Here is a 21,404-nt window from a genome sequence, read left to right on the forward strand (position 1 = left end):
TGACAAGGAAGTTACTGATGAAGATGGACGATATTCCCTTCGGCACGACCGATTGGTCCAACGTACCTCGTACCGAACATTCAGCAGAAGCTGGCCAGGCGTTCTGGCAAACGCAGAACTTCCACGGTATTCGGGTGCGCATGGTGGAGTACACACCAGGTTATATCTCCGATCACTGGTGCACCAAGGGCCACGTGCTGCTGTGCCTGGAAGGCGAGATGGAGACGGAACTGGAAGATGGGCGCAAGTTCATCCTCAAGCCGGGCGTGAGCTATCAGGTGGCAGACGGTGCGGAACCGCATCGCTCCAGATCTGTGACTGGCGCCAAGCTGTTCATCGTGGACTGACGAAACCAATAGTCTGGCTGTTTCACGTCATCATCACGCTCCTCAATGAATACGAAGAGGTCGAAGCCGAGTGCGTGACCAAGGACATCGGCAGCGCCTTGCCGTACGGCAACCCGGAGAAGATCTTAGCAACGATGATCGCCGCCCTGGGGGTGTTCCGCGGGTCTGATGGACTACAACGCGAAAATCGGCCTGGTGTTCGTCCCTCAAGGCAGTGATTCGGTCGAAGACACTCACATCTAGCGCAACCACGGCCTCGACAACAAAGGAAAGCAAGAATGCAACCAACTCGACAGGGTCTCGGAGTCCTCACGCTGAGCGCGTTGGGGGTCGTCTATGGCGACATCGGCACGAGCCCTCTGTACACCATGAAGGAAGTCTTCAATCCAGCCCACTCGCTCGCACTCGATGCTGCGAACATCATCGGTGCGGTTTCGACGATCCTGTGGGCGCTGATGGTCGTGGTGACGCTCAAGTACGTGGTGCTGATCCTGCGTGCCAACAATCGAGGCGAAGGCGGGATCATGGCGTTGACTGCGCTCGCGGCCAAGGCGGCAGGGAGCACGCCCAGGCGCCACACGATTCTTCTTTTGATCGGCGTACTGGGTGCCGCACTTTTCTATGGCGACGCAGTGATCACGCCAGCGATCTCCGTCCTGAGTGCCATGGAAGGGTTGGAAACGATCACGCCGGCGCTCAAGCCGTACGTGCTGCCCATCTCGACGGCCGTGATCATCGGGCTGTTTCTCGGGCAGCGCTATGGCACCGCGGTCGTCGGCAAGCTGTTCGGCCCCATCGTCGTCCTGTGGTTCACTGTCCTCGCCGTCACCGGCGTGGTACAGATCGTCCAGAACCCGGCCATCCTGGCAGCGCTCAACCCATTGCGGGCCGTTGAATTCATGTTGGCGCGCGGGTGGCACCTGTTTCTCGTCATGGGGTCGATCGTCCTGGCATTGACGGGCGCCGAGGCGCTGTATGCGGACATGGGGCATTTCGGCAAGAAGCCCATCCGTCTGGCCTGGAGCACTTTCGTGCTTCCCGCACTGGCGCTCAACTACATGGGGCAGGGGGCTCTGCTCATGGGCGACGCCAACGCGCTCGAAAACCCGTTCTTCAGGCTCTTCCCGCCGTTCTGGTTGATTCCCGCCGTCGTGCTTGCAACCTTGGCTTCGGTGATCGCATCCCAGGCCACGATCTCCGGCGCCTATTCGTTGACCAAGCAGGCCATCCAGTTGGGGCTGCTCCCACGCATGCGGATATTGCACACCTCGGAGAACGAGGTCGGGCAAATCTACGTTCCCCTCGTCAATTGGGTCGTGATGGTGGCCGTACTGCTCGCCATGGTGGGCTTTGGAAGCTCTTCTGCGCTCGCCTCCGCCTATGGCATCGCAGTCACGGTCACGATGTTCATCACCACCTTGCTCACCTTCTTTGTCGTTCGGCATGCGTGGGGGTATCCGCTGCCACTCGCCTGGGCGGCGACAGGTGCATTCTTGCTGGTCGATGCCGTGCTCGTGATTTCGTGCGCGCTCAAGTTCTGGCAAGGCGGGTGGTTTCCCATCGTCCTCGGCAGTGTCATCTTCGCGGTGATGGCGACCTGGCGCCGTGGCCGTGAATTGCTGATCGAGCACATTCAACGCGACGACCCTGAGCTATTGCCCTTCATCAAGGAACTGGTGGTCGACAAACACGTGCGCCGCACCCCACGAACTGCGGTCTATGCAGTGGCCAATCCTGATACGGTGCCCCAGGCCTTGCTGCACAACCTCAAGCACTACCAGGTGCTGCACGAGCAGAACGTGATCCTCACTGTGCGCTTCCAGGAGGTGCCGTGGGTGCCCGAGGAAGAGCGTCTGCAAGTGGAATCTCTGGTCGAAGGATTCTGGAGGGTACAGGTGAACTTCGGCTTCAAGGATGAGCCCGACGTCCCGCGCGCGCTGGGCCTTTGCATGCGCGCAGGACTCGCGATCGATCAGTCTGCACTCTCATACTTCCTAAGTCGGGAGATCGTGATCCCGACACGTGGCGCTGGCATGGCCCATTGGCGCGAGGCCCTATTTGCCACGATGGCACGCAATGCGAGCAGTGTCGGTGACTTCCTGCGACTCCCGCACAATGGCGTGGTCGAGTTGGGCACGCGCGTGCAAATATGACGCATCTAGTGCACATAGGCACATAGGCACATAGGCACATAGGCAGCACAAGGTAGTACAGAGTTCATTGCTTTGGCGTGCCCATGGCGGGCTCGCTGCCGCCATCCTGACCGGTCTCGACCCGCCCGGCGAAACGCGCAAGTAGCTGGGGTCGCCTGAGCGAGTGACACGGAAGTCACACCAGTGACCGCGGTTGTCGAGCACCCAGGTCTGCTCGACCACGCCGCCGCCCGCGGGCCGGATTATGGTCCAGGGGCCATCAGCCCGATAGGCATTGGCCTTGACCGTGACGGTACAAGCTGCGGTGCCGGTATTTCGCATGTGCAAATAGACGTCGCCATTGGGCACGTCGTAGCAGCCCTGCCCCCTACCTCTTCACATCCACGAATTCATTGCGATCCGGGAGGCGCCCTTATGAGACGCTCCCTGGTTTTGACCTGTAGGGCGTCAACCTCGCGCACGCCAATCGTGGTGCTCGGTACTGCTGCAGAGAAGTGGGGAGTCCCTTCGTATTCATTGCTTGCACTGAAGGTGCCTCGCGTTCAACCGTCCGCCGGCACGCTGGTCAGGCCCAGGAACATCGGACGTACGTAGAGCTCGACCACCGAGGCCTCAGTCGCGTCGGGCACCCAGCGGTGCAGCTCCGCCGCCCCGTTGACAAGGCCGACGAGCACCTGCGCACCGATGGTCGTGTCCAACGGGCGGATCGAGCGATCGCTCAGGCCATCGACCAGCATGGCAGCGATACGCTCGGTGAGTTGCTGCAGCGTGCGGTTCACTCGCTCGCGATCGGTGGCGTCGGGCAATGCGCTGGTCGTCGAGAGCCGCAGCAGCGGCCCCTGCGCCGACAACTGGAAGCGCACCAGCGCTTGCGCCATGGAACAGGCTTGACGCCATCCGCTTCCACCCGCGGTCTCGGCAGCCTCCAGCGCCTGCCGCACCGAACGGAAGGTGCGGTCGAAGCAGGCCGAGATCAGGTCGAGCTTGTTGTCGTTGTGGTGATAGAACGAGCCCTTGGTAACGTTGAGCCGGGCCGAGATCTTGTCGACCGACGCGCCGCGGTAGCCCTGCTCGTTAACCAGCGCGGTGGCGGCGCGCAGGAAGGCGTCCATAGCGCTCGCTTCGCCGTGCACGCGGAGGTCCGCTTCGGGCTCACCGGCCGGCCACGGTGCGTGCGCGGCACCCAAGCCGCGCAGCGCGATGTTGGCCACGCGGTCGGCCATGCGCGGGTATTGCGCAGGCTCGTAGCGGCCGAACCACACCGGCAGCCAGTGGACCAGCGACAGCAGCATGTGCGTGCGCGCATTGCGCGTGTCGCGCGACCACCCAGCCGTCTCGTCGGTTCTGAACAGGGCCCGCACGCGACGGAACATCTCGGTGTAGGCACCATGCACTTCGTCGAGCTGTGGGTTCGGCAGAGCGCGCACGTCGCTGAAAACGACCACCGCGGGATGCTCGCCGCACTGCACCGCCGCCAGCACTGCCGCATGACCTTGTAGGAACGCGCGCAAGCGCGCATCCAGCGTGAGCTCCGCGGCGGCGCGGACCGCCATGTCGTCGAACAACGCAATGGAACGCAGGAAGCAGGCCGCGGCCAAGTCTTCCTTCTTGCGGTAATAGTAGGTGACGCTGTTGGTCACAAGGCCGACGCTCGTTGCGATGTCGGCCAACGTCGTTCCCTTGACGCCCTCCGCGTTGAAGAGTGCGGCGGCCGCGTTCAGGATCGCATCGCGCTTTTCCTGAAAACGGGGAGTCTGCGCCTCTTTGGCGGTTGCGACGGGCATGAGCAGCGGTGAACGGATGGTAGTGGCGCTGGATGATACCGGCGTGCGGCAGTCATTCGTTTATAGAATATTCAGTATGCCATCTGAAGTAAAAATTCATACGTAAAACTGATGAATATCAGATTTTTAGAATTTTAAGTTTGCATAATTTGGCGACCCCTGCTATTTTTCGAGAACCCGGCATCGACCGGCTTGAAACACAACACGAACACCACACAAGGAGATCACCTTGGACTTCACACTGTCCGACAAGCAGGTGTATTGGCGAGACCGTGTCATCGCCTTCATGCAAGCACATGTCTATCCCGCGGTACCCATTCACGCGGCGCAGATGCAGGGCTTCGGCGAACACCGCTGGCAAGTCGTGCCGGTGGTCGAGGAGTTAAAGGCGAAAGCGAAAGCCGCGGGCCTCTGGAACCTGTTTCTGCCGCTCGACTCGGTCCCCGCGGACAGTCCGTACAAGGGCGCTGGCCTCACCAATCTCGAGTACGCCGTCTGCGCTGAGGAGATGGGCAAGGTCGGCTTCGCATCCGAGGTCTTCAACTGCTCGGCGCCCGACACCGGCAACATGGAAGTGCTGATCCGCTACGGCACCGACGAGCATAAGAAGCGCTGGCTGGAGCCACTGCTCGAAGGAAAGATCCGCTCCGCCTTCCTCATGACCGAGCCCGACGTGGCCTCCTCCGACGCCACCAACATCGAGACTTCGATCCGCCGCGACGGCGACCACTACGTGATCAACGGCCGCAAGTGGTGGTCGTCCGGCGTCGGCGACCCGCGCTGCGAGATCGCCATCGTCATGGGCAAGAGCGACCCCGAGGCGCCGCGCCATTCGCAGCAGTCGCAGATCCTCGTGCCGCTGAACACGCCGGGCATCGAGATCGTGCGCATGCTGCCGGTGTTCGGCTTCGACGACGCGCCGCACGGCCATGCCGAGGTGCTGTTCCGCAATGTGCGCGTGCCGGTCGAGAACCTGCTGCTGGGCGAGGGCCGCGGTTTCGAGATCGCCCAGGGCCGCCTCGGGCCCGGGCGCATCCACCATTGCATGCGCTCTATCGGCAGCGCCGAGGTCGCGCTCGAGAAGATGGTGCGCCGCCTGCAGTCGCGCACCGCCTTCGGCAAGCGCATCTCCGAGCAGTCGGTGTGGGAGCAACGCGTGGCCGAAGCGCGCATCGACATCGAGATGACGCGCCTGTTGTGCCTGAAGGCCGCCGACATGATGGACCGCGTGGGCAACAAGGTCGCGCGGCTCGAAATCTCGATGATCAAGGTCGCGGCACCGCGCATGGCACTGCGCATCATCGACCAGGCCATCCAGGCCCATGGCGCGGGCGGCGTCACCACCGACTTCGGCTTGGCCAAGCAGTACGCGAGCATGCGCACCATGCGCCTGGCCGATGGCCCGGACGAAGTGCACAACCGCTCCATTGCGCGCATGGAATACGGCCGCTACCCGGCGGCAAAGTAAGCGCCCTTCCCCTTTCGCCCGGCACCGGTCCCGGTGTCGGGCCATCGCCCCATCGCTTCGAGGAGATGCATCCATGTCCACATCCCTGTTTTCGCTGGCCGGCAAGGTGGCCATCATCACGGGTTCGTCACGCGGCATCGGCCGCGCCATCGCCGAGCGCTTGGCCGAGCACGGCGCCAAGGTCGTGATCTCGTCGCGCAAGCCCGAGCCCTGCACCGAGGTGCGCGACGCCATCAACGCCGCGCGCGGCGAGGGCTCGGCCATTGCCATCACCGCCAACATTTCCTCCAAGCAGGACTTGCAGCACCTGGTCGAGGAAACGACACGCCGGCTCGGCCGCGTCGACATCGTGGTGTGCAACGCCGCGTCCAACCCCTACTACGGCCCGCTCGGCGGCATCGAGGATGACCAGTTCCGCAAGATCCTCGAGAACAACGTGATCGCCAATCACTGGCTGATCAACTTCGCCGTGCCGCAGATGATCGAGCGCAGAGACGGCGCGATCATCATCGTGTCTTCGATCGGCGGCCTGCGCGGCTCGCCTGTGATCGGCGCCTACAACGTGTCGAAGGCAGCCGACTTCCAGCTCGCGCGCAACCTCGCGGTCGAATACGGCCCCCACAACGTGCGCGTGAACTGCATCGCGCCCGGGCTCATCAAGACCGACTTCGCACGCGCGCTCTGGGAAGATGCAGAGAACCTGAAGCACCGTACCGAGAACACGCCGCTGCGCCGCATCGGCGAGCCCGACGAGATCGCCGGCGCCGCCGTCTTCCTCGCATCGCAGGCCGGCGCCTTCATGACGGGCCAGAGCCTGGTCATCGACGGCGGCGTGACCTGCTGACTGAGCCGCACCGCATCCAACCGCCTCCAACATCTCTCCCCGTCCCATGTCCGACCTCGAACGATTCCGCACCGAGACCCGCGTCTGGCTCGAAGCCAACTGCCCGCCCGACATGCGCACGCCACCCACCGGGGAGGATGACGTGTGCTGGGGCGGGCGCCGCTTCGAGTTCCGTTCCGAGGCGCAACGCCTCTGGCTCGAACGCATGGCCGAACGCGGCTGGACCGTGCCCGCCTGGCCCAAGGCCTATGGCGGCGGCGGGCTCGATGCGGCGCGGGCCCGCGTGCTGGCCGAGGAGATGCGCGCACTCGGCTGCCGCACGCCGCTGCACAGCTTCGGCATCTGGATGCTCGGGCCGGCGCTGCTGAAGTTCGGCTCCGAAGCGCAGAAGCTGGAGCACCTGCCCCGGATCGCACGCGGCGAGATCCGCTGGTGCCAGGGCTACTCCGAACCGAACGCCGGCTCAGACCTGGCCTCGCTGCAGACCCGCGCCGAAGACTGCGGCGACCACTTCATCGTCAACGGCCAGAAGATCTGGACCTCCTACGCCGACCAGGCCGACTGGATCTTCTGTCTCGTGCGCACCGATCCCGGCGCCAGGAAACACACCGGCATCAGCTTCGTTCTGTTCGACATGCAGACGCCCGGCATCAGCACCAGGCCGATCCGACTCATCTCCGGCAAGTCGCCGTTTTGCGAAACTTTCTTCGACGACGTGCGCGCCGAGAAGCACAACGTGGTGGGCGAACTCAACGCTGGCTGGACCGTCGCCAAGTACCTGCTGACGCACGAGCGCGAAATGATCGGCTCCATCGGCGACCGCGCGGCGCCGCGGCCGATGGGCGAGCTGGCGGCGCAATGGATTGGGCTCGACGCCGAGGGCCGGCTGGCCGATCCGCTGCTGCGCGCGCGCATCGCCGCTTTCGAGGTGGACGAGGCGGCCTTCCGGCTCGCCATGGCGCGCACCGGCGACATGGCCCGCAGCGGCGACGCCGCGCCCCCGGCCTTCTCGTCCGTGCTCAAGTTCTACGGCGCCGAGCTCAACAAGCGGCGCCACGAGCTCCTGATGGCCGCGGGCGGCAGCGACACGCTCGAATGGGACAGCGAACGCTCGCAGCACGGCGCCAGCGCCCGCGCCTGGCTGCGCACCAAGGGCAACTCGATCGAGGGCGGGACCAGCGAAGTCCAGCTCAACGTCATCGCCAAGCGCCTGCTCGGGCTGCCCGAAGCCTGAGCGCGCCGCGCGCTCGCCCCATCACCGACACCCGAGGAGCCGAAGCGATGCCGCTCGTCCTGACCGAAGAACAGACCATGCTGCGTGACAGCGCACGCACATTCCTGGCCGAACGCGGTCCGATCTCACAACTGCGCCAGCTGCGCGATACCAGCGATGCCGACGGCTTCTCGCGCCCGCTATGGGCCCGCTTCGCTGAGATGGGCTACATCGGCGTGGCGGTGCCAAAGGCACAGGGCGGCCTCGGCCTCGGCTCGGTCGAGGCCGGCGTCCTGATGGAAGAGATCGGCCGCAACCTGACGGCCTCGCCCTTCCTGGCATCGGCCGTCGTCGCGGCAACAGCCCTGACGCAGGCCGGCAACGCGAGCCAGCAGGACGAGTGGCTGCCCGCCATGGCCGCGGGCGAGCGCATCGTCGCGCTGGCCATCGACGAGACGGCCAAGCATCGGCCAGGGCACATCACGCTGGCGGCAGGCGCCGCGGGCGACGGATGGCAGCTGGACGGACGCAAGTGCTTCGTCGTCGACGGCCATGTGGCGGATGCCTTCATCGTCGCCGCGCGCACTCGCGGCAACGCCGACGACAGGGACGGCATCAGCCTGTTCATCGTGCCCGCGAACGTGGCCGGCCTCGAGGTCGAGCGCGTGGCGATGGTCGACGCCAGGCCCACTGCGCGATTGCATTTCGGCAAGGTCGAACTCCCCGGCAGCGCACTGCTCGGGCCGCTGCATCGCGCGGCAGTGGCCCTGGAAACGGCGCTTGATGCCGGCCGCCTCGCGGCCGCGGCCGAGCTGCTCGGACTGGCCGAAGTCGCCTTCGAACGCACCCTCGTCTACCTCAAGGCGCGCAAGCAGTTCGGCCGCATCATCGGTGAATTCCAGGCGCTGCAGCACCGCGCCGCCACACTCTATGCAGACCTTGCGATCACGCGCGCGGCGCTGATCCACGCGCAGCAGAGCTTCGCCGGCGACACGGCGCAGGCGGCCGGCGCCGTATCGATCGCCAAGTCCCGCGCCGGCACCACTGCCACGCTCGCCGCGCAGGAAGCAGTGCAGATGCATGGCGGCATGGGCATGACCGACGAATTCGACGCGGGCCTCTACATGAAGCGCGCACGCGTGCTGCAGGAGATGTTCGGCGACGCCGACTTCCACGCCGACCGGCTCGCGCGCCTGCGCGGCTATTGAAAGAAGGAGGGACATCGACCATGAACGATTTCTCGACTCGGAAATGCCGCTGATGCAGGACCCGAACCATTTCAACGGCACCCGCGCGGTGGCGCCGCAGCATGCCTTCGACACTGCGCGGTTGACCGACTTCATGCGCGCGCACGTCGAGGGCTTTTCCGGCGAACTGCAGGTGGAACAGTTCAAGGGCGGCCAATCGAACCCGACCTTCCGCCTGTGCGCGGGCGGCAGGCAGTACGTGATGCGCCGCAAGCCGCCGGGCGTGCTGCTGCCCTCGGCGCACGCGGTGGACCGCGAGTTCCGTGTCATCAAGGCGCTCGCGCCCACGGCCGTGCCGGTCGCGCGCGCCTATACGTTGTGCGAAGACCCGTCGGTGATCGGCACCGACTTCTACCTGATGGACTGCGTCGACGGCCGGATCATCTGGGACCAGGCCCTACCCGGCATGAGCCGCGAACAGCGTGCCGCGCACTACGACGAACTCAACCGCGTGATCGCCGAGCTGCACCAAGTCGACCCGGTGGCGGTCGGCTTGGCCGGTCACGGCAAGCCGGGCAACTACGTGGAGCGTCAGGTAACTCGTTGGACGCGTCAGTACCGCGCGTCCGAGACGGAGACCATCGAGGCGGCGAACAACCTGATCGACTGGCTGCCGCAGCATATTCCCGCGGGCGACGAGACGCGCATCGTGCACGGCGACTACCGCATCGACAACGTAATCTTCCATCCGACCGAGCCGCGCATCCTCGCGGTGCTGGATTGGGAGCTGTCAACGCTCGGCCATCCGCTGGTCGACTTCGCCTACCACTGCATGAGCTGGCGCCTGGGCGGCACTTCGCGTGGGCTCGCGGGCCTCGACCTCGCCTCGCTCGGCATCCCGAGCGAGGCAGAGCACCTGCGCCGCTACCTCGGCCGCACCGGCCGCGACCCGGCCTCGGTCACGCCGCACGACTGGAACTATTACCTCGTATTCAACATGTTCAGGCTCGTGGGCATCGTGCAGGGAATCATGTCGCGTGCCTTGGCGGGCAACGCGGCGAGCGCGCAGGCGCTCGAGGCGGGACGACGCGCCCGGCCACTGGCGGAGCAAGCCTGGGCGATGGCACGGCAGTTGCGCTGACCCCGGCGACCTAGCTTCCCAACGGCGGAGCAGGCGCCGGCACCGGAGCGGCCATCGTGGAAAACACGCCGGTGGCGCGCGCGATCACCCGTTCATCGACCTGTAGCACGCACTCGGCAAAGGCCAGTCGGCGCCCGGTCTTGCGCAGGTGCACGTGCGCCTCGAGCCAGTCGCCCGGCCGGGCCGCCTCGATGAAGTCGGTCGAGAGGTTCACCGTCACCATCGACTGCGGCGGCTGGCGCGACATCGAGAGATTGATGCCCAGCGCTGCATCGCACAGGGTCGCGAGCATGCCGCCGTGGGCGATACCGCGCATGTTCGTGTGCTTGCCTTCCACGCGAAGCGCGATCACCAGCCCTGCGTCCGGCAAGCGCCGGTGGTAGATGGGCCCCAGCAACCCGAAGAACGGCCCTCCGCGTTTCAGCAGCTCGAAACCCGGCGGCGGATTCATGCGGCGACGCGACGGCTGTTCTCGCGCTCCTGCAGTTCGCGCCACATCACCTTGCCCGTGCCCGACTTGGGCAGGCTGTCGGCGAATTCGACGATGCGCGGAATCTTGTAGGCCGCCATGTTTTCGTGCGCCCAGTCGATGATCGCCTGCTCGCCGACCTTGCCAACGAAGGCGGGCCGCAGCACCACCACTGCTTTCACTGTCTCGCCACGCCGCGAATCGTTCACCGCGATCACGCAGGCCTCCTGGATCGCGGGGTGCTGGTAGAGCATCGCCTCGACCTCCGCGGGCCAGACCTTGAAGCCCGCGGCGTTGATCATCCGCTTGAGGCGGTCCGTGAAGAAGAAGTAGCCCTCTTCGTCTGTCGTGCCCAGGTCGCCGGTGCGCAGGAAGCGCTTGCCCTCAATCTCGACGAAGGCCTCGCGCGTCGCCTCGGGGTTGTTCCAGTAGCCCTGCATCACCTGCGGCCCGTGCACAATGATCTCGCCCACCTCGCCGGGCGGCAGTTCGGCCAGCGTCGCCGGATCGACCACGCGAGCATCCACGTCGAAGATCGGAATGCCCAGGCACTGCGCTTTCGAGGCCTGTGGCGGGTTCATGTGGGTGGCGGCATTGGTCTCCGACATGCCGTAGCCCTCCGTGTAGTTGAGCCCAAGCCGGTTGCTCATCTGCTCGGCCACCGCGCGGGGCATGGCCGCTCCGCCACCGCCAATACGGTGCAAGCTACCTAGGTGGTATTTGCTCAGGCACGGATTCGCCATGAAGTCGATCACCATCGCCGTGATGAGCGTCATGCTCGTGATGCCGTAGCGCTGCACGCATTCAGCCGCGGCGTCGCGGTCCCAGCGCGGCAGCAGCACCACGGTCGAGCCGTTGTAGATCGTGCCGTTGAGACCGTTCTGCATGCCGGTGACGTGGAACATCGGCAGCACCGCCAGCGTCACCGAGCCCTGGTTGCCCGAATACCAGAGTCCACCCGAGACCGTGTTGACCATCGTGCTGCGATGCGTGTGCATGCAGCCCTTGGGCCGGCCGGTGGTGCCCGAGGTATAGGGCATCACGCAAAGGTCGTCGGGCGTGCCGGCCAGTGGCGCGGGGGAAAGCCTCGCGGCCAGCACGTCGGCCCAGTGCACCGCACCGGCCACCACGTCGGCCTGCGGCAACGGCCGCCGCGGCTCGGCCACAAACTCGGGCACGGTCAAAGTGGTGGGCTCGATCAGATAGTCGCTGTAAGTCGCCACGACCACGTGCCGCAGCGCCTCGCCCAGCAGCGGCTGGATGCGTGCGTAGAGTTCCTGCGATGCGAAGGCCACCGTCGCGCCGCTGTCCTGCGCGTAGTGCCGCAGCTCCAGCGTGAGGTTCATCGGGTTGACAGGCACCACGACCGCATCGGCGCGCAGGATGCCGTAGTACGCCAGCATGAATTGCGGGCTGTTCTGCATGTAGAGCAGCACCCGGTCGCCGCGCGCCACCTTGCAGACCTGCTGCAGGTAGGCCGCGATGCGCTCGGTCTCTTTCTGGAAGCGCGCGTAGCTGATGCGGTTGTCGTAGAAGACCGCGCAAGCCTTGTCCGGGTAGCGAAGCGCCGAGATCTCCAGGTTGCGATAGAGATGGGTCTCGGGCAGCGGGATCGACCGCGCCACGTGGGCGGGCAGATGGGCATGGTGCCTCGTGGACATCGTCCGTTGCTCCTCTGTGTCGTTGGCTTGTTTCTGTTCGCGAACCGATGACCCGGCGGACATACTGAAACTTCTAATTGTGAAGATCGCCCTTGCTGTCGTCAATATTTTCAAAGGGAAAATACTAAGCAACACAACGATTGCACGTCAAGCTGAACCATACCTATAATTCTGACAACCGGTGAGCAACAGCCGGACCTGCATCCAGGCCAGTCACACGCAGCCTTTGCGCGGACAGCCATGACACGTTTCAGGAGACAAGCCTTGCGTCACTCAGGCCACGAGCCGCCTAACTTTCGGTCGGCGGTTTGATGAACCGATTCATCAAACTCGCCGGCATCGCCCGGCGTGCGAGCCACGTGCTGATCGTGGTCGCGCTGCTGAGCGTGGCCACCTTCCTCATGCTCGAACTGCTGCCCGGCAACGTGGTCGACGCGATGCTGAGCGACAACGCCCGTCCCGAAGAGATTGCGCGCCTGCAGCACCAGCTGGGGCTCGACCAACCGATGCACATGCGTTTCCTCGGCTGGCTCGGCAATGCGGTGCAGGGCGACCTGGGCACCTCGCCGCTGAGCGGCGAATCGGTGGCCGGTGCCATCGCGCACCGGCTGCCGGTGTCGATCCAGTTGATGATCTTCGCGCAGGTGATCGCGCTGCTGCTCGCGCTGCCGCTGGGCATCTGGGCGGGCTACCGGGCAGGCGGCACGGTCGACCGGCTGATCTCGGGCGGCGCCTTCGGCGTGCTCGCGGTGCCGCACTTCGTGCTCGGGCTGCTGCTGATCCTGCTGTTCGCGATCTGGCTGCGCTGGTTCCCGGCCACCGGCTACGTGTCCTTCGGGTCGGACCCGCTGGGCAGCATTCGTTCCCTCGCCCTGCCCTCGCTGACGCTGGCGCTGGTGGAAGCGCCGATCTACATGCGCCTTCTGCGCAGCGACATCGCCAGCACGCTGCGCGAGGAGTTCATCACGGTGGCGCGCGCTAAGGGCCTGTCGGACCGTCACATCCTCATCCACCATGCGCTGCGGCCTTCGTCGTTCAGCCTGATCACAGTGATGGGCATCAATGTCGGCCACCTGATCGGCGGCGCGGTGATCATCGAGACGCTGTTCGCCCTGCCCGGTGTGGGCCGGCTGCTGATCGAAGCCATCACCAAGCGCGACTTCGTCACGCTGCAGGGCGTGGTGCTGTTCATCGGGGTGGCCTTCGTGTTCGTCAACCTGGTCGTCGATGCGATCTACGCACTGCTCGACCCCCGAGTGGCGGCCCGCCATGCGCGCTGAATCGCTGCCCCCGTCGAAGGACGCGCTCCGCGCGCGCCGGAAGCCGCACGGGCGCACTGTGCTGCGCATGATGCTGCCGTGCGGGTGGCTGCTGGTGGTGCTGTTCTTCGCGATCAGCGCCGACTGGCTGCCGATGCCCTCGCCCACCGACATGGACTTCGCAGCCGCCGAGCAGGGCCCGGGTGTCGCGCACCTGCTGGGCGCCGATCTCGACGGCCGCGACATCCTTTCGCGGCTGGCCTACGGCGCGCGCGTCTCGCTGACCGTGAGCCTGGTCGCGCCGCTGATCGGGTTGGTGTTCGGCTCCGCGCTCGGGTTGCTGGCGGCCTACTACAGCGGCGCAGTGCGCACGGCGATCCTCGCGCTGCTCGACGCCATGCTCGCGTTCCCGAGCCTGGTGTTTGCGCTCGGGCTCACCGTGGTGCTCGGCCCCTCGGTGCAGAACGTGACACTGGCGCTGGGCGTGATGTCCATTCCCGCCTTTGCGCGCATCGCGCGGGCCAACGCGCTGCCGCTGATCGGCCGCGAGTTCGTGCTGGCCGCGCGCACTGCGGGCGCCGGCGACCTGCAGATCATGGTGCGCGAGATCCTGCCGAACATGACAATGTCGCTACTGACCTATGCGCTGACGATCATGTCGGTGATGATTGTGGCCGAAGGCTCGCTGAGCTTCCTCGGTGTGGGCGTGCCCCCGCCGACGCCGAGCTGGGGCGGCATGATCGCCGACGGGCGCGAATCGCTCGAGCGCGTGCCGCACGTCAGCCTGATTCCGGCCGCCGTCATGTTCCTCACCGTGCTGAGCCTGAACCTGCTCGGTGACAGCCTGCGGCAGCGCCGCGGCGGCGGACGCGGAGGCCTGTCATGAGCACACCCGCTACCGGCAACCTCAGCCATGACGACGATGGTGCGCTGCTGCGCGTGCGCCACCTTGGCGTGCAATTCCAGACAGCGCAGGGACCGCTGCACGCGCTGAACGATGTCTCGCTCGACGTGGAGCGCTCCCGCACACTGGCGATCGTCGGCGAATCGGGCTCGGGCAAGTCGGTGCTGTCGCGCTCCATCCTGCGGCTGTTGGGCCCGGCGGCCAAGACATCGGCCGAGGCGCAGATCTTCTTCGGCGCGCAGGACCTGTTGCGCCTGGACCGCAGCGCAATGCAGGCGGTGCGCGGCCGACGCATTGCCATGGTGTTCCAAGACCCGATGACGGCGCTGAACCCGGTGCGGCCCATCGGCGTGCAGCTCACCGAAGGCATGCAACTTCATTTGCGGCTCGACCGGCAGGCGGCGCAGGCGCGCGCCGTCGGCCTGCTGGAGCAGGTCGGCATCACCTCCCCGGCGCGGCGCATGACACAGTTGCCGCACGAGCTCTCCGGCGGCATGCGCCAGCGCGTAGTGATCGCGATGGCGATTGCCTGTGAGCCCGAGCTGCTGATCGCCGACGAACCCACCACCGCGCTCGACGTGACGGTGCAGGCCGAGATCCTTGACCTGCTGCGCAGCCTGCAGCGCCAACGCCAGATGACCATGATCCTCGTCACGCACGACCTCGGCGTCGCAGCCGGCTACGCGGACGACATCGCCGTGATGTACGCCGGTCAGATCGTCGAGCGGGCACCGACTGCGGCGCTGTTCCGGCAACCGCGCATGCCCTACACCCGCGACCTGCTTCGCTCGATCCCGCGGCTGGACGATCCGCCGCATGCGGCGCTCTACACGATCGCCGGGCGCCCGCCCGCGGTGTACGCGCTGTCCGGCGGCTGCCGCTATGCACCGCGCTGCGACCGCCGCATCGCGCAGTGCGATGCGACGCAGCCAGGGCTCGAGTCGGCAGGCGAGGCGCAAGTCTTTCGGTGCTGGCGCCCGATGGAGCTCGCAGCATGACGAAGAACTTGGCACCGTCCCAGATGGCACCCGTGCTCGACGTGCGCGATCTCGAGGTGGTCTACGGCCTTTCGGGCGGGCAGAAGATGCGCGCGGTCGATCGGCTGAGCTTCGACATCGCACGCGGCGAAACGCTGGCGCTGGTGGGCGAATCGGGCTGCGGCAAATCGTCGGTGGCCAAGGCCGTGATGCAGCTCGCACCGACAGCCGGCGGCTCGATCCGGCTCGAGGGACAGGAGCTCGCGAACCTGGCGGCCGCCTCGCTCAAGCGCTTGCGCCGCCGATTCCAGATGATCTTCCAGGATCCGATCTCCTCGCTCAACCCACAGCGCACGGTGCGCGAGATCCTGGAGTTTCCGCTCAAGGTGAACGGCCTGTTCGACAAGGCCGAGAGCGGGCGCCGCATCCGCGAGACGCTGGACATCGTGGGCCTGGACGGCCAGAACGTGCTGGAGCGCTATCCGCACGAATTCTCGGGCGGCCAGTGCCAGCGCATCTCGATCGCCCGGGCACTGATCCTCGAGCCCGTGCTGCTCGTGTGCGACGAGCCGGTGTCGGCGCTCGACGTCTCGGTGCGCGCACAGGTGCTCAACGTGCTCAACGACCTGCGGCAGCGCCTCGGCCTGAGCATGCTGTTCATCTCGCACGACCTGGCGGTGGTGCGCAACGTTGCCGACCGCGTGGCGGTGATGTACCTGGGGCGCATCTGCGAGATCGGCGCCGCGCAGGACATATTGGATCGCCCCGCGCACCCCTACACAGCGGCGCTGCTCAGCGCCGTGCCGCGCACCGATCCCGGCGCCCAGCCCCGGCGCATCGCGCTTGAGGGCGAGATGCCGTCGCCCATGTCGCTGCCCACGGGCTGTCGCTTCCGCACGCGCTGCCCTGGCGCGAAGGCGGCATGCGCTGCGGCGGAGCCGCCATTGGCTGCACTCGCGGACGGACGCCAGGTCGCCTGCCACTTTCCGTTTTCGGTGGCGCTGCCTTCAGTCGCCGCCATCGCGTCTTTCGAACCCGAGGAAATCGCTTCATGAACACAACGCGCCCGCCGCTGCTCGCGGTTCTTCCCGCCGCCTGCGTGCTGACCTTCGCCCTGCTCTCGCCTGCGGCCCATGCGCAGAAGAAGGGCGGCACGCTCACCATCGGCATGGAGGCGGAGTTCAGTGGATTCAACGCCGCGAAGGCCAAGATCTTCAACCAGAACACCACCGCGCCGGCATCGTCGGTCTTGGAGACGCTGTTCGTCTTCGAAGGCAAGCAGATCGTGCCGCGCCTGGGCCTGAGCTTCGCCGAAGCGCCCGACCGCATGAGTGCCACGGTCAAGCTGCGCCCCAACGTGAAGTTCCACGACGGCACGCCCTTCAACGCCGACGCCGTGGTGGCGCACTACGCCTGGCTGATGGCGCCCGAGAGCGGCATCAACCTGTCGATCATTGCGCCGGTCAAGACGGTGGAAAAGGTCGACGACATGACGGTGCGCTTCGTGCTGAAGCAGCCGTGGTCCGCGCTGCAATCGGCGCTGTCGTCGGAGAACCTCGTCAACTTCATCGGTTCGCCGACGGCGCTGAAGAGCGACCCCGAGGGTTTCCACCGCAAGCCCATCGGCACCGGCCCGTTTGTCTTCAAGGAATGGCAGGCCGGCGACCGCGTGGTGATGGAGCGCAACCCGGGCTACTGGGATCCGAAGCTACCTTACCTCGATCGCGTGATCTACCGCGTGCTGCCCGACGGCAACACGCGCTACCAGAGCATCAAGTCGGGCCAGGTCGACATCGGTCGCATAGACACCGCGAACCATGTACTCGATGCCAAGAAGGACCCGAAGCTCAAGCTGCTCGAATATCAGGGCTCTGGCGCGATCTCCTGGAACTTCAATGCCTCGAAGGAACCGTTCAACGACCCGCGCGTGCGTGCGGCGGTGGTGCACGCGTTCAACGCCAAGGCGATGCTCGACACCTTCTTCCTCGGCACCACGGTGGCCACCACCGACCTGCTGGGCCCGAACTCGGAGTGGTTCTGCCCCAAGCTCAACTGGCGCAGCTATGACCTGCCGAAGGCCCGCGCGCTGGTGGCCTCGGTGGGCAAGCCGATCAAGTTCCAACTGGTGTCGACCAACACGCCGGCGGGTCGGCGCCAGGCTGGCATGGTGCAGCAGTTCGTCAAGGACGCTGGCATGGAGGCCGAGATCCGGCTGGTCGAGCAGAGCCAGAACGTGCGCGTAGGCATCAGCGGCGACTACCAGATGGACGTCTGGCGCTTCAGCGACATCGTCGGCGAGCCCGACGTGGCGCTCGCGTACTACTTTGGCGGCGAGAACGGTGCGCCGATAAGCCGCCACGACAGCAGCAAGATCGACGCGATCCTGAGCAAGGCGCGCGCGGAAACCGACAAAGCCAAGCGCAAGGCGATGTACTGCGACGTGGCACAGATCGTCTCCGACGAGGCCTACCAGATGATCCCGATCCGGGTCACCTACTTCGCGATCGCGAACCTCAAGGTCAAGAACGTACCTCCCATGCTCAACAGCGTCATCCGCACGCGCAGCGTGTGGATCGAACAGTGACCCTCATCTTGCATTCCTCCATTCCCATCGAAAGAGATCTATGGCGCGCATCCCCTACTTCGACCTTGAAAAAGCGTCCGAGTCATACACCCGGCTGATCGCCTCACGGCCGCCGCTCAACCTCTATCGCATGCTGCCGCACGCCGGAAAGGCGGCCGAGGGCTTCCTGGCCCTTGGCGGCGCGATCCTGCGCGAGAACACGTTGGACTCGAAGCTGCGTGAGATCGCCATCCTGCGTACCGGCATCCTCTGCGATGCCAGCTACGAGGTGCACCAGCACAAGCGTGTGGCGCGCCGTGTCGGCCTGGCCGACGACAAGATCACCGCGCTAGAGAAGGATGCTGACCGCTCCGCGCTCGACGAGACCGAGACGATGGTGCTCGAGTTCACTGACCAGGTGGTGCTGCACGTGAAGGCGCCCGATGCGATGTTCGAGGCGCTATGCGCACGGCTGTCACAGGGCCAAGTCGCGGAGCTGGTGTTGGTCATCGGCTTCTACATGCTGGTGAGCCGCTTCCTCGAGAACTTCGAGGTCGACATCGAGCCGCCAGGAACCGTCGAATGAGTCCCCCCTTCCGAACAACGCCTCTTCAAGAAACGCCATGAACCTCGCACCCCAAGAACTCGACCCTGCCCTGCAGATGCACCCCGAAACGCTGGGCCAGGCGCCCGGGCGCGGACGGCTACAAGGCCGTCGCGTGCTGGTGATCGGAGCCGGCCAGCGCCCCATCCCTGAGGAGAACCCACCGGTCGGCAACGGCCGCGCGATCTCGCTGCTGTTCGCGCGCGAGGGCGCCAGCTTGGCCTGCGTTGACATGTCGGCACCCGGCGTCGATGCCACCTGCGAGCAGGTCGTGCGCGAAGGTGGCAGTGCCTTCGCCGAGGTGGCCGACGTGCGCGACGCAGCGGCGATCGCGCCGCTGGTGCAGCGCTGCGCCGAGCGCCTCAACGGCCTCGACGGCCTGGTGCTGAACGTCGGCATCTCGCGTGGGCTCCCCCTCGCCAGGCAAAGCGCTGCGGACTGGGACGAGGAGTACGCGGTCAACGTGCGCAGCCATATGCTGTTCAGCCAGGCGGCGCTGGAGGTGATGGCGCCGGGCTCGTCGATCGTGTTGATGTCCTCGCTCGCAAGCCAGCGCAACACAGGCCGCAACCCGGCCTACGAATCGTCGAAGGCTGCACAGGTCTCGCTGGCGCGGGCGATCGCGGTTGCGGGCGAACCCAAGGGCATCCGCTGCAACTCGGTGCTGCCGGGCCTGATGGACACGCCGATGGGACGCGACGCCACGCGCCGCCGCCCCGGCCGCGCGGCCGCTGTGCCCTTCGGCCGCCAGGGCACCGGCTGGGAGGTGGCCTATACCTGCCTTTTCCTGATCTCCAACGAATCGAGCTACGTGAATGCGCATGCGCTGATGGTCGACGGCGGACTCGGCGTCGGCGTCAGCCGTACGTGAGCCGGGAGCAATGAAGGCGATCGTCGTCACGGGCGAGGGTGCCTCACTCGCAGACGTCGATGTGCCGCAGCCCGGACCAGACGAGGTGTTGGTGCGCGTGCGTGCTTGCGCGCTCAACCGCGCCGACCTCGGCATGCGCAGCGGTCGCATGCACGGAAACCGGGGCGGACCGGGCACCGTGCTGGGCATGGAATGGGCTGGCGAGGTGGTGCGCACCGGTACCAACGTCCACGGCTTCGCGACCGGTGATGCGGTGATGGGCTCCGGCCGAGGCGCCTTTGCCGAATATGCCGTGTCCGACCGTGGGCGCGTGATGCACCTGCCGCGTACCATGGGCTTCGAGGAAGCCGCGGTGCTGCCGGTGGGGTTGCAGACGATGCACGACGCGATCGTGACGAACGGCGGCCTACGCTCGGGTGAGTCGGTTCTGATCCAGGGTGCCGCATCGGGCATGGGCCTGATGGGCCTGCAGATCGCGAGGGCGTTGGGCGCCGGGCTGGTGATCGGCACCTCGACCCGTGCCGAACGCCGCGTGCGCCTGGCGCAGTTCGGCGCCGACTTGGCGCTCGACAGCCGCGACCCGCAGTGGTCGGCGCAGGTGCGCGAGGCGACCGGTGGACGCGGCGTGGCATTGATCGTCGATCAGCTCGCCGGGCCCGCGGCCAACCAGAACTTGGCGGCCGCGGCCCTCTGCGGACGCATCGTGAACGTCGGGCGCCTGGCCGGAACGCATGCCGACTTCGATTTCGACCTGCACGCGCTGCGCCGCATCCGCTACATCGGCGTGACCTTTCGCACGCGCACGGTCGATGAAGTGCGCGAGATCAACGCGCGCATGTGGCAGAACCTGGCGGGACATCTGGCCGCTGGCCGCCTGAGCCTGCCCATCGACCGCAGCTTCGCGTTCGACGATGCCGAGCAGGCGCTGGACCACATGGCGAGCGACGCGCACTTCGGCAAGATCGTGCTCTCACTGGCCTGAGCCGCAGCGCGCCCGCGAACGAGACGATGCCCTGTACGGCAGAAGCGCCTCAGCGTCTGCCGCCGCACTGGCTGATGGGCTCACCGCCGGAGCTGGACGTGTTCGCTTCCTCCGTCTACCGGTTGTCCATTCCCACGGTGGCGCTGAACCTGCGAGGGTGCAGTTTTCGATCGCCATCTACCAGCTGCATGCTGGTGGTCGGCCCGCTGATTAACCGCCTGGGCGGCGGCACTGACGCTGGTTGCGCTGAGCCTCCTTCTCCGAGATGGCACTGGTAGTGCGCTGGAGGACGCCGCTCAGGGCCATCGAGCCGCACGCGCGGACGTCGGCCCTAACCGTCCTCCAGCGCTGGTAGAGGTGACCAGCCCGGCTAGGGCCAGGCCATCGATCGCGGCGCGACCATGTACGCCGATCGGAAGAATCGAGTTCATCTTGCGGCTTCCTTGTCGCTACCGAAGCAGTGGGGTTGGGGAGGCGGGGCAAGCATGACCGGCGGTGTTGTCATCAACATACCAGTTGACTTCGCCAGTCACGTCTTTTGGGGAACGAGTGCGCGCCAAGGGAGCAGCACCCAACCACAGATAATCAGCCTCATGGGAATGAGCTTGACTTTGCGGCAGCTCCGTGTGTTCTGTGCCATGTATGAGCGACACAGCTTCGCGCGGTCGCTGAGAACATGCAGCATATGACGCAATCCGTGATCAGCAGGCTGTGTGCCGAGCTCGCATCCGTATGCCCCCTGTTGAACGAACTACCCGGCCCGGGGTGCCGCGTGACGGCGCAGCGGAGGCTTTCCTCAAGTACGTCGACCACACCTTCCCGGGCTCGGCCTCGTGATAGCCGAGAGGAGAATCCAGAACAATTTTCTGACCACCATCGCCACGCTGGCGGTGAATGAAAGACGAATTTGGCAATCGATCCCACCAACAACACGGAAGTGCCACCTCCTGGCTTCGAGCCGTACGCGGCCATCAGCC

At 65.9% G+C, this 21,404-nt stretch carries 20 protein-coding genes; 16 read left to right on the plus strand and 4 right to left on the minus strand.

Annotation, left to right across the window (positions count from 1 at the left end; all coding sequences use genetic code 11):
* Positions 1–17: 17 nt before the first annotated feature.
* The 3 genes from AC57B8_RS08695 to AC57B8_RS08705 all read left to right on the plus strand — a co-directional run bounded on the left by AC57B8_RS08695 (position 18) and on the right by AC57B8_RS08705 (position 2,500).
* A complete protein-coding gene (locus tag AC57B8_RS08695) occupies positions 18–347 on the plus strand; it encodes a DHCW motif cupin fold protein (protein WP_496479323.1) in 330 nt (109 codons plus the stop codon).
* Between the two features lie 74 nt (positions 348–421).
* Positions 422–565 carry a hypothetical protein gene (locus tag AC57B8_RS08700; RefSeq protein ID WP_496479324.1) on the plus strand — a complete coding sequence of 48 codons (144 nt, stop codon included), beginning with the start codon at positions 422–424 and terminating at the stop codon, positions 563–565.
* Between the two features lie 60 nt (positions 566–625).
* Entirely contained in the window at positions 626–2,500 is a 1,875-nt protein-coding gene (locus tag AC57B8_RS08705) for a potassium transporter Kup (protein WP_496479325.1), read from the plus strand.
* Here the strand turns inward: AC57B8_RS08705 and AC57B8_RS08710 are convergent.
* Both AC57B8_RS08710 and AC57B8_RS08715 read right to left on the minus strand, forming a co-directional pair.
* Positions 2,402–2,821, minus strand: a complete 420-nt coding sequence (locus AC57B8_RS08710) for a phospholipase domain-containing protein (RefSeq protein WP_496479479.1) — start codon at positions 2,819–2,821, stop codon at positions 2,402–2,404. The two genes, AC57B8_RS08705 and AC57B8_RS08710, sit on opposite strands and share 99 nt — an antisense overlap.
* A 221-nt stretch (positions 2,822–3,042) precedes the next feature.
* The gene (locus tag AC57B8_RS08715; RefSeq protein WP_496479326.1) at positions 3,043–4,284 is read right to left on the minus strand and encodes a TetR/AcrR family transcriptional regulator; all 1,242 of its coding nucleotides are present in this window, start codon (positions 4,282–4,284) and stop codon (positions 3,043–3,045) included.
* 229 nt (positions 4,285–4,513) lie between these two features.
* Between AC57B8_RS08715 and AC57B8_RS08720 the strand changes: the two genes are divergently transcribed.
* The 5 genes from AC57B8_RS08720 to AC57B8_RS08740 all read left to right on the plus strand — a co-directional run bounded on the left by AC57B8_RS08720 (position 4,514) and on the right by AC57B8_RS08740 (position 10,137).
* Positions 4,514–5,752 (plus strand): acyl-CoA dehydrogenase family protein, encoded by a 1,239-nt coding sequence (locus AC57B8_RS08720; RefSeq protein WP_496479327.1) that lies wholly within the window; start codon positions 4,514–4,516, stop codon positions 5,750–5,752.
* Between the two features lie 73 nt (positions 5,753–5,825).
* Entirely contained in the window at positions 5,826–6,596 is a 771-nt protein-coding gene (locus tag AC57B8_RS08725; RefSeq protein ID WP_496479328.1) for an SDR family NAD(P)-dependent oxidoreductase, read from the plus strand.
* Positions 6,597–6,642: 46 nt separating this feature from the next.
* Positions 6,643–7,830 carry an acyl-CoA dehydrogenase family protein gene (locus AC57B8_RS08730; protein WP_496479329.1) on the plus strand — a complete coding sequence of 396 codons (1,188 nt, stop codon included), beginning with the start codon at positions 6,643–6,645 and terminating at the stop codon, positions 7,828–7,830.
* A 47-nt stretch (positions 7,831–7,877) separates the two neighbouring features.
* Positions 7,878–9,017, plus strand: a complete 1,140-nt coding sequence (locus AC57B8_RS08735) for an acyl-CoA dehydrogenase family protein (protein WP_496479330.1) — start codon at positions 7,878–7,880, stop codon at positions 9,015–9,017.
* Positions 9,018–9,060: 43 nt separating this feature from the next.
* On the plus strand, positions 9,061–10,137 hold the full coding sequence (locus AC57B8_RS08740) for a phosphotransferase (RefSeq protein ID WP_496479331.1): 1,077 nt from the start codon (positions 9,061–9,063) through the stop codon (positions 10,135–10,137).
* 10 nt (positions 10,138–10,147) lie between these two features.
* Here AC57B8_RS08740 and AC57B8_RS08745 read toward each other — a convergent pair whose 3' ends face one another.
* Complete coding sequence (locus AC57B8_RS08745; protein WP_496479332.1) at positions 10,148–10,588, minus strand: PaaI family thioesterase; 441 nt, start codon at positions 10,586–10,588, stop codon at positions 10,148–10,150.
* The gene (locus AC57B8_RS08750; protein ID WP_496479333.1) at positions 10,585–12,267 is read right to left on the minus strand and encodes a long-chain fatty acid--CoA ligase; all 1,683 of its coding nucleotides are present in this window, start codon (positions 12,265–12,267) and stop codon (positions 10,585–10,587) included. The genes AC57B8_RS08745 and AC57B8_RS08750 overlap by 4 nt, the downstream gene beginning before the upstream one ends.
* Before the next feature lie 311 nt (positions 12,268–12,578).
* Between AC57B8_RS08750 and AC57B8_RS08755 the strand changes: the two genes are divergently transcribed.
* The 8 genes from AC57B8_RS08755 to AC57B8_RS08790 are packed head-to-tail and all read left to right on the plus strand — an operon-like array spanning position 12,579 to position 20,427.
* Positions 12,579–13,547, plus strand: a complete 969-nt coding sequence (locus AC57B8_RS08755) for an ABC transporter permease (RefSeq protein ID WP_496479334.1) — start codon at positions 12,579–12,581, stop codon at positions 13,545–13,547.
* The gene (locus AC57B8_RS08760) at positions 13,537–14,412 is read left to right on the plus strand and encodes an ABC transporter permease (protein ID WP_496479335.1); all 876 of its coding nucleotides are present in this window, start codon (positions 13,537–13,539) and stop codon (positions 14,410–14,412) included. Before AC57B8_RS08755 ends, AC57B8_RS08760 begins: the two co-directional genes overlap by 11 nt.
* Positions 14,409–15,428, plus strand: coding sequence for an ABC transporter ATP-binding protein (locus AC57B8_RS08765; protein WP_496479336.1), 1,020 nt, complete (start codon positions 14,409–14,411; stop codon positions 15,426–15,428). The genes AC57B8_RS08760 and AC57B8_RS08765 overlap by 4 nt, the downstream gene beginning before the upstream one ends.
* On the plus strand, positions 15,425–16,462 hold the full coding sequence (locus tag AC57B8_RS08770) for an ABC transporter ATP-binding protein (RefSeq protein WP_496479337.1): 1,038 nt from the start codon (positions 15,425–15,427) through the stop codon (positions 16,460–16,462). The genes AC57B8_RS08765 and AC57B8_RS08770 overlap by 4 nt, the downstream gene beginning before the upstream one ends.
* The gene (locus AC57B8_RS08775; protein ID WP_496479338.1) at positions 16,459–17,991 is read left to right on the plus strand and encodes an ABC transporter substrate-binding protein; all 1,533 of its coding nucleotides are present in this window, start codon (positions 16,459–16,461) and stop codon (positions 17,989–17,991) included. The genes AC57B8_RS08770 and AC57B8_RS08775 overlap by 4 nt, the downstream gene beginning before the upstream one ends.
* A 40-nt stretch (positions 17,992–18,031) precedes the next feature.
* On the plus strand, positions 18,032–18,556 hold the full coding sequence (locus AC57B8_RS08780; protein WP_496479339.1) for a carboxymuconolactone decarboxylase family protein: 525 nt from the start codon (positions 18,032–18,034) through the stop codon (positions 18,554–18,556).
* A 37-nt stretch (positions 18,557–18,593) separates the two neighbouring features.
* Complete coding sequence (locus AC57B8_RS08785) at positions 18,594–19,445, plus strand: SDR family NAD(P)-dependent oxidoreductase (RefSeq protein WP_496479340.1); 852 nt, start codon at positions 18,594–18,596, stop codon at positions 19,443–19,445.
* Positions 19,446–19,455: 10 nt separating this feature from the next.
* Positions 19,456–20,427 carry a quinone oxidoreductase family protein gene (locus AC57B8_RS08790; RefSeq protein ID WP_496479341.1) on the plus strand — a complete coding sequence of 324 codons (972 nt, stop codon included), beginning with the start codon at positions 19,456–19,458 and terminating at the stop codon, positions 20,425–20,427.
* The last annotated feature ends 977 nt before the right edge of the window (positions 20,428–21,404 follow it).

Source organism: Variovorax sp. BGA-UO-ETr-C22 (genome assembly GCF_059567965.1).

Coding starts and splice junctions, on each gene's coding strand:
- AC57B8_RS08780 (WP_496479339.1), top strand. CDS start 18,032: ATGGCGCGCATCCCCTACTTCGACCTTGAAAAAGCGTCCGAGTCATAC.
- AC57B8_RS08755 (WP_496479334.1), top strand. CDS start 12,579: ATGAACCGATTCATCAAACTCGCCGGCATCGCCCGGCGTGCGAGCCAC.
- AC57B8_RS08775 (WP_496479338.1), top strand. CDS start 16,459: ATGAACACAACGCGCCCGCCGCTGCTCGCGGTTCTTCCCGCCGCCTGC.
- AC57B8_RS08740 (WP_496479331.1), top strand. CDS start 9,061: ATGCCGCTGATGCAGGACCCGAACCATTTCAACGGCACCCGCGCGGTG.
- AC57B8_RS08715 (WP_496479326.1), bottom strand. CDS start 4,284: ATGCCCGTCGCAACCGCCAAAGAGGCGCAGACTCCCCGTTTTCAGGAA.
- AC57B8_RS08705 (WP_496479325.1), top strand. CDS start 626: ATGCAACCAACTCGACAGGGTCTCGGAGTCCTCACGCTGAGCGCGTTG.
- AC57B8_RS08760 (WP_496479335.1), top strand. CDS start 13,537: ATGCGCGCTGAATCGCTGCCCCCGTCGAAGGACGCGCTCCGCGCGCGC.
- AC57B8_RS08730 (WP_496479329.1), top strand. CDS start 6,643: ATGTCCGACCTCGAACGATTCCGCACCGAGACCCGCGTCTGGCTCGAA.
- AC57B8_RS08745 (WP_496479332.1), bottom strand. CDS start 10,588: ATGAATCCGCCGCCGGGTTTCGAGCTGCTGAAACGCGGAGGGCCGTTC.
- AC57B8_RS08770 (WP_496479337.1), top strand. CDS start 15,425: ATGACGAAGAACTTGGCACCGTCCCAGATGGCACCCGTGCTCGACGTG.
- AC57B8_RS08785 (WP_496479340.1), top strand. CDS start 18,594: ATGAACCTCGCACCCCAAGAACTCGACCCTGCCCTGCAGATGCACCCC.
- AC57B8_RS08710 (WP_496479479.1), bottom strand. CDS start 2,821: ATGCGAAATACCGGCACCGCAGCTTGTACCGTCACGGTCAAGGCCAAT.
- AC57B8_RS08725 (WP_496479328.1), top strand. CDS start 5,826: ATGTCCACATCCCTGTTTTCGCTGGCCGGCAAGGTGGCCATCATCACG.
- AC57B8_RS08790 (WP_496479341.1), top strand. CDS start 19,456: ATGAAGGCGATCGTCGTCACGGGCGAGGGTGCCTCACTCGCAGACGTC.
- AC57B8_RS08735 (WP_496479330.1), top strand. CDS start 7,878: ATGCCGCTCGTCCTGACCGAAGAACAGACCATGCTGCGTGACAGCGCA.
- AC57B8_RS08765 (WP_496479336.1), top strand. CDS start 14,409: ATGAGCACACCCGCTACCGGCAACCTCAGCCATGACGACGATGGTGCG.
- AC57B8_RS08695 (WP_496479323.1), top strand. CDS start 18: ATGAAGATGGACGATATTCCCTTCGGCACGACCGATTGGTCCAACGTA.
- AC57B8_RS08750 (WP_496479333.1), bottom strand. CDS start 12,267: ATGTCCACGAGGCACCATGCCCATCTGCCCGCCCACGTGGCGCGGTCG.